Below are 7763 nucleotides of genomic sequence, written 5' to 3'. Positions count from 1 at the left end.
GAGTGGTGGGGCAAGAGCGTTTTGCTTACTTTTGACTGGGCCGGCATTCCGGCTTTTCGAAAGTGAGCGGAACCCATATCAGCCATAACAAAAATAACGGATATGTACACCACCCCAAAAAGCCCTACCGCAAGGGCCCCAAAACCTGCCGATACCGCTCCACCCCCTGGCCCGTCTCCCGCACCAGAACCACCTCGATCCCCAGCGGTTCCTCCTGCCGATTCCCACTCAACTGCCGCCACCCCTTGTCCCAAACCCGCACCTGCAAATCCCTGACCTGCCCCAGCACCGCCACCGCATCCCGGGGCGCCGGCAGCGGATACCGATCCCGCGCCGGTGCAGCTGCCCGGTACAGCGTGTCGCCCTTGAGCCACCACCGCACCCGCTGCAACCCATCCCCAGGAACCGGCGCACTCCGGATCACCTCCAGCCGAAACCCCTTGCTGTCCGAACTCCTCACCGACACCGCCGCCAACCCGCCAGGCTTCGGCGCGTCTTCGCCAATCGGCGGCCCCAACTCAACCCCCGCGCGCAAGCTCACATCCAGCTGCATCTGGTTCAGCGCCCGCAACAACACTTCAGTCTGCTCACTGCTGGCCTGCAAATGCTGATCAGCCCGGGTCACACTGTCCAACCCGCGCCAGGCAATCACACTGACCACCGCCATCAACATGATCGCCACCATCACCTCGATCAGCGTAAAACCCTTCTGGTCACTCATGACTCACCACCCGCAACAACCCCGCCGCATCCCGTTGCAGGCTCAGGCTGTATTGCCCATCCGACAGCACCACCCGCACCGGCGGGTTCACCCATTCAGCATCCAGCACCAATGTTTTCCCGGGCTCGATGCGCACCTGCATCGACGCACTGTCCCAGGCCCGCGGACGCAGTTGCTGATCGCCGCTGAAGTTCTCCACTCCCAGCCCATCATCCGTCACGCGGCTGAAGCGAAATCCCTTGGCATCGGCTTTCCAGGTAATCGCCCGGCCATCGGCACGCGCCTCGGCCTGGGCCATCTGCAGCAATTGGCTCAAGCGTTCCGCGTCCTTGCGCAGCAGGTGCAGCGGATCAGGCTTGATGCTCAGGCTGATGGCCGCACTGGCGATGCCGATGATCACCAGCACCACCATCAACTCGATCAACGTGAAGCCCTGCTGTTTCATTTTTTGCTCCCTGATCAACCGCTGAAATAAAAAGGTGTGAATTGCCCTGTAGCCTGAGGCGACGGACAAACAGGAGGTCCCGCCCATGGCATTCATCCATCGTTTTTCACCCGCCCATGGCGTCCAGGCCGTGGCGTTGCTGGCGGCGCTGGCAGGGGTTGCGACCTGGACGCCGCTGTTGCTCACGTCGGCCGAGTCCCACACCCCGCAGGCCGCGCCCCAGGCGTTGGCGGCTCGCAGTGACAACCCCGCCGTGCAATGGTTTTCCAATACCCCGGCGGTGATGCAAATCAAGGTCTCCGGGGTGCTTGCCGGGGCGCGTGGGGCGGTGGCGATCCTCAGTCTCAACGACGGCCCGCCCCGCAGCTTTTTGTTGGGTGAACGCCTGAGCCCCGGCGTGCGGCTGACGGCCATTGAAGGCGATAGCGTGGAGATCGAGCGCGGCGCGGAAAAAATCCGCGTGCCCCTCGACAAGTTGCCCGACGGGCCGGCGTTGCCAAGCCTCATTCGGCAGTAACCGGGCGCTTCACCGGCGGGCGCCCCAGCAGTGTCTCCAGGCGTGCCAGGGGGGGCGCTTCCCGGGTGGCGTCCAGCACCTGCACGCTGACCTGGAACAGGCGCCCATCCGGCCCGTTGCTGATGGTCTGTTCGCAACGCAGTTTCAGCCGGCCCTGGTCGCAGTCGAACGTCTTGCGCCCGGTGCTCACCCGACCTTCCAGGCGCAGTTCCGCCATCCGCCCCTGAGCTGCCAGCAGCGCCATCGACTTGTCCCGCAGCAGGCCGTTGCTGGTGGTCATCAGCCCGGCCACGCGTACCGCCGCCGCCATGGCCACGGCGATGATCGCCAGTGCCACCAACACTTCAATCAGGGTGAAACCTTGCTCGTTGCGGGGCCCGCCCATGGCGTACTCAAAACCGGGAAACAGGCCCGCAGACTAGCCCCGGGAGTTGACCGATTGGCGACCAAAGCTCCCGAGGATTTTCAACATGACTGACATGTGTTCTTGCAACACTGCGCCACGAAATGCACTCAAGCCAAGGAATGTCGACATGGATATCGCACACTTCACGTCAGCGCGCAGGCAGCGCGGTTTCACCCTGATCGAGATCATGGTGGTCGTGGTGATCCTGGGGATTCTGGCGGCGCTGGTGGTGCCCAAGGTGCTCGACCGCCCCGACCAGGCGCGGGCCACAGCGGCCCGGCAGGACATTGGCGGACTGATGCAGGCCCTGAAACTCTACCGCCTCGACCACGGCTCGTACCCGAGCATGAACCAGGGCTTGAAGGTGCTGGTGGAACGCCCGGCCGATGCGAAAAACAGCAACTGGCGCGCCTACCTCGAACGCTTGCCCAACGACCCGTGGGGCAACCCGTATCACTACCTCAACCCCGGGGCCAACGGCGAAGTGGATGTGTTCTCCCTCGGCGCCGACGGGAAACCTGATGGTGACGGCGTGAATGCCGATATCGGCTCCTGGCAGCTGTAAGGCCGGCGATGAACAGCCATTCGCCCCCAGCGGCGAAGCAGCGCGGCATGGCGATTATCAGCGCTTTGCTGATCGCCGCCGTGGTCGCGGTGATTGCCGGCGCCATGCTCACCCGGCAAACCGTATTCACCCGCAGCCTGGAAGCTGAACAACTGCGTATCCAGGGCCAATGGTTGTTGAATGGCGGCCTGGAAACCAGTCGCCAACTCCTGTGGGATGCGCGCCGTCAGGATGTATTGACCCGGCTCGATCAACCGTGGGCACGGCCCCTCGGCGGTGCTTTCGAGGGGCGGATTGAGGATGAGCAGGGCAAGTTCAACCTGCGCAACCTGGTGACCCAACAACACCCGGACGCCGGGCAATTGCAGAGCTTCGAACGCCTGTGCCAGTTGATCGGCATCGAGCCGGCCGTGAGCCGCCGCATCAGCCGGCGGGTGATCGACTCATACGACCAGCGCGAGCTCGGCGCCTCACTCACCGGCGGCTTCAACAGCAGCCGGGATACCTCGCCCGGTGCCGCCGCGCCATTGATCCCGGCCAAGTACCCGATGTTGCGCAGCCTCACCGACCTCAGCGGTATCGAAGGCCTCGACCCGCGCCAACTACGGCGCATGGCGAGCTATGTCAGCGTGCTGCCCGGCAATACCTGGGTCAACGGCAATACCGCCAGCGCCGAGGTGCTTAGCAGCGTGGTACCGGGGCTCAGCCTGTCCCAGGCCCAGGCACTGGTGGCCGAGCGCGACGGCGGGCGCTGGTTTGTCAATCGCGGGGATTTCGTCAACCGGTTGCGCATGCCACAAGTCGCGGTGGACACGGTGCAGGTGGGGATCACCAGCGAGTGGTTTCGCGTGCACGGCCAGGCGCGCCGCGAGCAGCGTCGGGTCACGCTGGAGGCGTTGCTGTATCGCCCCGAAGACCGTCAGCCCCAGGTGATCTGGTCGCGGGTGGGCGTATGAAGCGTTTGCGCATCGGCTTGCCGCCGCTGGATGAACTCACCACCGAGAGCCAGGTGCAGTTCGCCTGGCTGGACCGCGCCGGGCAGGTCAGCCAGCAGGGCGAGGGCCGTCTGGCGCAATGGGCGAATACCCAGGCGGAGTGTTTTCTGCATCCACGGGACAGCTTGCTGACCAGCCTGGAGCTGCCGCAATTGCCCTCCGCCAAGGTCGACGATGCAGTGACCTGTGCGGCCCAGGCATTGATCCTCGGCCCGCTGGAATTGATGCATGTGGCCCACGGCCCACGGGACAGCAGCGGCCTGGTGCAGGTCGGCTGGCTGCCCAAAAGCAGCCTTGAGCACCTGGGCCGGATAACGACCCAGCTGAAAATCAAAGTGCGTGGCCTGTACCCGGCGCCCTACGCGCTGCCGGTCAGCGGGCCAGCGAGCGCGGCCTTCTGCGACGGGCATTTGCTACTGCGCCATAGCCTGCAGCAGGGCGCGGTACATCCTCTGGGGCAGCAGGCGCTGGATGATCTGCTCGCCACCGGTGTCGATGTGCTCCATGTGGCCGACGATGCCAGTTGGAGCGGTACCGCGCCGGGCTGGGGTTTGCACGGTCGGCTCCAGCAGGCGGCAACCGGTGGCTGGGGCAGGGCGGCGGCCTGCACGGCGCTGGCGGTCGCCATCTGGGCCCTGGGCCTGAACCTCTACGCCGCCCGCCAGGTCGACGAAGGCCAACGCCTCAAAGCGCAGATGAGCCAGCAAGTACGCCAGGCCTTCCCCGAACTGCCGGTGATTCTCAACCCGCTGCAACAAGCCCGTCAGCAACTGGCCGCACGCCAGAGCGGCGCGGCGGCCGAACCAGGGCAGCGCTTTACCGGCTTGCTGGCGCTGGCGGGCAGCAGCCTGCCGTCCATGGCGGGCAGCGTCGAGAGCTTGAGCTACGAGCAAGGCCGCCTGCAGCTGAGTCTGCTGCCGGACGCCCGGACCCCGGCGCTGGCCGCTGACGCGCAGGCGCTGCTGGCCCAGGCCGGGTTCAGCGCCAGTCGCGACGACCAGGGCTGGACAGTCGGCCCGCTCACCGAGCGCGTTGAAGCCGATGCAGACGATGAGGCCGAAGATGAATAAGCGTTGGCAGCGTCTGCGCAACCAGGCCCAGGTGTTCTGGAACGGCCTGGCCATGCGTGAAAAACGTCTGTTGGTGGGTGCCGGCCTGGTGCTGGCGGGCCTGCTGACCTGGTTGCTGTTGATCCAGCCACCGCTGAAGAAAATCGACTACTGGCAAGCCGAAACCCCGAAACTGCGCAGCCAGGCCGAGGCCTTGCAGGTGCTGCTGCAAGGCGTCGCCCCAGCCCCGCGCAGCAGTGACCTGGAAACCGCCTTGCACCAGTCCCTCGACAACGCCGGGCTGCAGGGCCGCTATCAATTGCAGCCGCAGGACACCGGCAGCTGGCGCCTGACCTTCGACGACGCCCCGGCGGACGCGGTGATCGACTGGCTGCTGGCCAACCCCCGGCCGTTCTCCCTGGAAGTCTCTGCGGCCCGCCTGCAACGCGCAGGCGAGGCCACCCCTTCAAACTCGGCCGGCACCTTGTCCGGGACCGTTCGCATGGATCAGGCGCCTGGCGCTAAGGAAGCTTCATGAAGTGGTCATTGCCCAACGCTGCGCCTTATCGCAAGGTCGCCCCTTTGCTCTTGTTGGCGCTGGGAGCGTGCAGCAACCCCCAATCCTCCGCGCCGTTGCTGGTGGACAGCGAGCTTGGCCAACCCCTGGCCGACACCCGGCGCAGCGGCGACACACCACTGGACCGCCAGCGCGAAACCGTGCCGCCACCCCGGGTGCAACACCCGGTGACCAACAGCGCCCGCAGCCATGGCACCGCACCGGCCAGGGCGCGCAACCCGCTGGGTGATCAACCGGTACAACTGAACTTTGTCGACGCCGATATCCAGGCGGTGGTGCGCGCCTTGTCCCGCGCCACCGGCCAGCAATTCCTGGTGGACCCGCGTGTCAAAGGCAACCTCACGTTGGTCAGCGAAGGCCAGGTACCGGCGCACCAGGCCTACGACATGCTGCTGGCGGCGCTGCGTATGCAGGGCTTCAGCGTGGTCGACGTAGGCGGCGTGGCCCAGGTGGTGCCTGAGGCGGACGCCAAGCTGCTGGGCGGGCCGATCTACAGCGGCGCCAACCCGGGCGGGCAGGGCATGCAGACCCGCACCTTCCGCCTGCAATACGAAAACGCGGTGAACCTGATCCCGGTGCTGCGCCCGATCGTGTCGCCGAACAACCCGATCAACGCCTACCCCGGCAACAACAGCATCGTGATCACCGACTACGCGGAAAACCTGGCGCGGGTGGCACAGATCATCGACGGCATCGACACCCCGAGCGCCATCGACACCGACGTGGTGAAGGTGCAGAACGGCATCGCCGTGGACATCGCCGCCATGGTCTCGGAACTCCTCGAAACCCAGGGCGCCGACCAGACCCAGAAGATCAACGTGATCGGCGACCCGCGCTCCAACTCCATCATCATCCGCGCCGGCAGCCCGGAGCGCACCGAACTGGCGCGCAACCTGATCTACAAGCTCGACAACGCCCAGAGTAACCCGAGCAATATGCACGTGGTGTACCTGCGCAACGCCCAGGCCGGCAAGTTGGCGCAGTCGCTGCGGGGCTTGCTGACCGGCGAGAGCGACTCCGGTACCAGTGATAATGCCCGTGGCAAGTTGAGCAGCATGGGCGGCAACACCCAGGGTGGCCAGGGCAGTACCCAGAACAGCAGCGGCACTCCCACCGGCAGCGGCACTGTCCAGCCCAGTGGTTACGGGCAGGACACCAGCAGCACCGGAGCCTCTTCCCCTACCGACCAGAACACCGCGTTCAGCGCCGGTGGCGTGACGATCCAGGCGGACGCCACCACCAACACCTTGCTGATCTCGGCGCCGGACCCGCTGTATCGCAACCTGCGGGAGGTGATCGACATGCTTGACCAGCGTCGCGCCCAGGTGGTGATCGAGAGTTTGATCGTCGAAGTGGGCGAGGACGATGCCAGCGAGTTCGGGGTGCAGTGGCAGGCGGGCAACCTGGGCGGGAAGGGGGGCTTTGGCGGGGTGAACCTGGGGGGCAGCGGCTTGAATGGAACCCCCACCAGCAAGACCAGCATTGATGTGTTGCCCAAGGGTTTGAACATCGGGCTGGTGAATGGCTCGGTGGACATTCCGGGGATTGGCAAGGTGCTGGACCTCAAGGTGTTGGCCCGGGCGTTGAAGAGCAAGGGCGGGACTAATGTGTTGTCGACGCCGAACCTGCTGACCCTGGATAACGAGGCGGCGAGTATTTTTGTGGGGCAGACGATTCCTTTCGTCACGGGCAGTTATGTGACCGGTGGCGGCGGGACTAGCAATAACCCGTTCCAGACGGTGCAGCGCGAGGAAGTGGGGCTGAAGCTGAACGTGCGGCCGCAGATTTCCGAGGGGGGGACGGTGAAGCTGGATATTTATCAGGAGGTCAGCAGCGTCGACACGCGGGCTTCGGTGGATGCCGGGACGGTGACGAACAAGCGGGCGATTGATACGAGTATTTTGCTGGATGACGGGCAGATCATGGTACTTGGCGGGCTGTTGCAGGATGGGTATAGCCAGAGCAATGACGCCGTGCCTTGGTTGTCGGATATTCCGGGGTTGGGGGCGCTGTTCAGGAATGAAAAGCGCAGTGTGACGAAGACTAATTTGATGGTGTTTTTGCGGCCCTACATTATTCGTGACGGCGGGGCGGGGCGCAGTATTACGCTGAATCGCTATGAGTTTATGCGCAGGGCCCAGGGTGGGTTGCAGCCGGAGCATAGTTGGGCGATGCCGGATGTGCAGGCGCCGCAGTTGCCTTCGGTGGATAAGGCGATTCCCGGGGGGCAGGGGGTTAGGGCGGTGATTCGGGCGGTGCCGCGGTGATTTGGGGTTTGGATGGGGGGCATATCCGTTGCTGCGGTAACGGCCACCTATGGTTCCGCTCTTACAGCGGGTCACTTTTGGCAAACGCCCCAAAAGTAACCAAAAGGTCTTTGCCCCACCACTCGGTGCCTCGCCTAGGCTCGGCATGCCCGCACTCCGGCCCGGTTCCGCGGGCCGCCGCGACGGGCCATCCATGGCCCGGCGCGGCTAAATCGGCATCC

9 protein-coding genes are annotated in these 7763 nt (G+C 65.1%); 6 read left to right on the top strand and 3 right to left on the bottom strand.

Going from position 1 to position 7763, the window contains the following annotated elements; translation table 11 throughout:
• Nucleotides 1–124: 124 nt before the first annotated feature.
• Nucleotides 125–721 carry a type II secretion system protein GspJ gene (locus HX821_RS29840; RefSeq protein WP_087695372.1) on the bottom strand — a complete coding sequence of 199 codons (597 nt, stop codon included), beginning with the start codon at nucleotides 719–721 and terminating at the stop codon, nucleotides 125–127.
• Nucleotides 714–1166 (bottom strand): type II secretion system minor pseudopilin GspH, encoded by a 453-nt coding sequence (gene gspH / locus HX821_RS29835; RefSeq protein ID WP_177037224.1) that lies wholly within the window; start codon nucleotides 1164–1166, stop codon nucleotides 714–716. The genes HX821_RS29840 and gspH overlap by 8 nt, the downstream gene beginning before the upstream one ends.
• Before the next feature lie 85 nt (nucleotides 1167–1251).
• Between gspH and HX821_RS29830 the strand changes: the two genes are divergently transcribed.
• Nucleotides 1252–1683, top strand: coding sequence for a type II secretion system protein N (locus tag HX821_RS29830; RefSeq protein WP_003218665.1), 432 nt, complete (start codon nucleotides 1252–1254; stop codon nucleotides 1681–1683).
• Here the strand turns inward: HX821_RS29830 and gspI are convergent.
• Nucleotides 1670–2068, bottom strand: a complete 399-nt coding sequence (gspI, locus tag HX821_RS29825; protein WP_008431408.1) for a type II secretion system minor pseudopilin GspI — start codon at nucleotides 2066–2068, stop codon at nucleotides 1670–1672. The genes HX821_RS29830 and gspI overlap by 14 nt on opposite strands.
• Before the next feature lie 148 nt (nucleotides 2069–2216).
• Between gspI and gspG the strand changes: the two genes are divergently transcribed.
• From gspG to gspD, 5 genes are read left to right on the top strand one after another with little or no spacing between them, the layout of a single operon-like run.
• Nucleotides 2217–2654: a type II secretion system major pseudopilin GspG gene (gspG, locus tag HX821_RS29820; RefSeq protein WP_003218660.1), complete on the top strand. Its 438-nt coding sequence runs from the start codon at nucleotides 2217–2219 to the stop codon at nucleotides 2652–2654.
• An 8-nt stretch (nucleotides 2655–2662) separates the two neighbouring features.
• The gene (gene gspK, locus HX821_RS29815; RefSeq protein WP_158244073.1) at nucleotides 2663–3610 is read left to right on the top strand and encodes a type II secretion system minor pseudopilin GspK; all 948 of its coding nucleotides are present in this window, start codon (nucleotides 2663–2665) and stop codon (nucleotides 3608–3610) included.
• A complete protein-coding gene (gene gspL, locus HX821_RS29810) occupies nucleotides 3607–4719 on the top strand; it encodes a type II secretion system protein GspL (RefSeq protein ID WP_177037222.1) in 1113 nt (370 codons plus the stop codon). The genes gspK and gspL overlap by 4 nt, the downstream gene beginning before the upstream one ends.
• Nucleotides 4712–5236 (top strand): type II secretion system protein GspM, encoded by a 525-nt coding sequence (gene gspM, locus HX821_RS29805; protein ID WP_177037219.1) that lies wholly within the window; start codon nucleotides 4712–4714, stop codon nucleotides 5234–5236. Before gspL ends, gspM begins: the two co-directional genes overlap by 8 nt.
• A complete protein-coding gene (gspD, locus tag HX821_RS29800; RefSeq protein WP_177037217.1) occupies nucleotides 5233–7542 on the top strand; it encodes a type II secretion system secretin GspD in 2310 nt (769 codons plus the stop codon). Before gspM ends, gspD begins: the two co-directional genes overlap by 4 nt.
• Nucleotides 7543–7763: the final 221 nt, after the last annotated feature.

The sequence above is a fragment of the Pseudomonas sp. B6001 genome (assembly GCF_013386015.1).
GTDB lineage: Bacteria > Pseudomonadota > Gammaproteobacteria > Pseudomonadales > Pseudomonadaceae > Aquipseudomonas.
The sequence above is the reverse complement of the archived record's forward strand: the minus strand, read 5'-3'. Positions and strand labels throughout refer to the sequence as shown.